The following is a 1486-nucleotide window of genomic DNA, read 5'->3' on the forward strand; positions in this document are numbered from 1 at the left end:
CAGACTCTGCAATTAACTGCTCCGCAGCGGCAAGTATTTGATCGCGTTTATCTACAGCAGGGTTGTCCGTCATAATCCTACTACCAGTGAATGAACGTTCATTCATTATAGCTTAAAGTCTGGTCTACTATGCAACAGAATGTTGCACCAATCGGGGTAAAATTTACGAGAAAATCACCGTAGCATTCAAAGAGCCACCCCTTTATCATAGGCGCCACATTTGTCACCCGCAGAGAATTTGTATGAAGCTGAACCCTAGACAAGATGAAGCCGTAAAATACGTGTCTGGTCCATGCCTAGTGCTTGCCGGCGCAGGCTCAGGTAAAACGCGCGTAATTACTAATAAAATTGCTTACTTGGTTCAGCAATGTGGCTACAAAGCAAGAAACATCGCGGCCGTGACCTTTACCAACAAAGCCGCCCGCGAAATGAAAGAGCGTGTTGGTCAAACCTTGGGTAAAGCCGAGTCGAAAGGTTTGATGGTTTCTACTTTCCATACCTTGGGTTTGAATATCATCAAACGTGAGTACAAGCAGCTTGGGTTAAAAGCGGGCTTTTCGTTGTTTGATGATCAAGACCAGATGGCGCTGTTGAAAGAGTTGACGGAAAAGCAACTCGACGGTGATAAAGACCTACTCAAACAACTATTGAGTACGATCTCCAACTGGAAAAACGACATGTTAACGCCAGAGCAAGCCAAAGCGATGGCGAAAGGCGAGCAACAACAGCTGTTCGCTTTTTGTTTTGAGATGTACCAGAAGCAGATGAAGGCGTACAACGCGCTCGATTTTGACGACCTGATCCTTCTGCCAGTATTGCTGCTGCGTAATAATGAAGACGTGCGTCAGCGTTGGCAAAATCGCATCCGCTATCTATTGGTTGATGAATACCAAGATACCAACACCAGTCAGTATGAACTGGTCAAATTGATTGTGGGCGAGCGCGGTCGCTTAACCGTCGTTGGTGATGATGACCAATCGATTTACTCGTGGCGTGGTGCAAAACCGCAAAACTTGGTGCTGCTCGGGCAAGATTACCCGAACCTGCGCCTGATCAAGCTGGAACAGAACTATCGCTCGACCAGTCGAATTCTTCGTGCTGCAAACATTTTGATTGCCAACAACCCGCACGTGTATGAAAAATCACTGTTCTCAGAGATTCCTGACGGCGAAAAACTGAAAGTGTTGCTAGCCAAGAACGAAGAGCACGAAGCAGAAAGGGTCACGGGTGAGTTGATTGCGCACAAGTTCTTAAATCGCACGGAATATCGAGATTATGCGATTTTGTATCGCGGTAACCATCAATCGCGCTTGATTGAAAAATCACTGATGCAAAACCGCGTACCCTACAAACTGTCTGGCGGTACGTCGTTTTTCGCGCGTGCCGAAATCAAAGACATCATGGCGTATCTTCGAGTGTTGGTGAACCCTGACGATGACAACGCATTTCTGCGCATTGTGAACACGCCGCGACGCGAAATTGGCCC

The 1486-nt window shown here is 47.1% G+C and carries 1 protein-coding gene; it reads left to right on the forward strand.

Going from position 1 to position 1486, the window contains the following annotated elements:
- Nucleotides 1-242 precede the first annotated feature (242 nt).
- On the forward strand, nucleotides 243-1486 hold a 1244-nt coding region (locus R7070_RS25010), incomplete at its 3' end, for a UvrD-helicase domain-containing protein (protein ID WP_318141371.1).

Source organism: Vibrio sp. 1557 (genome assembly GCF_033340175.1).
GTDB lineage: Bacteria > Pseudomonadota > Gammaproteobacteria > Enterobacterales > Vibrionaceae > Vibrio > Vibrio alginolyticus.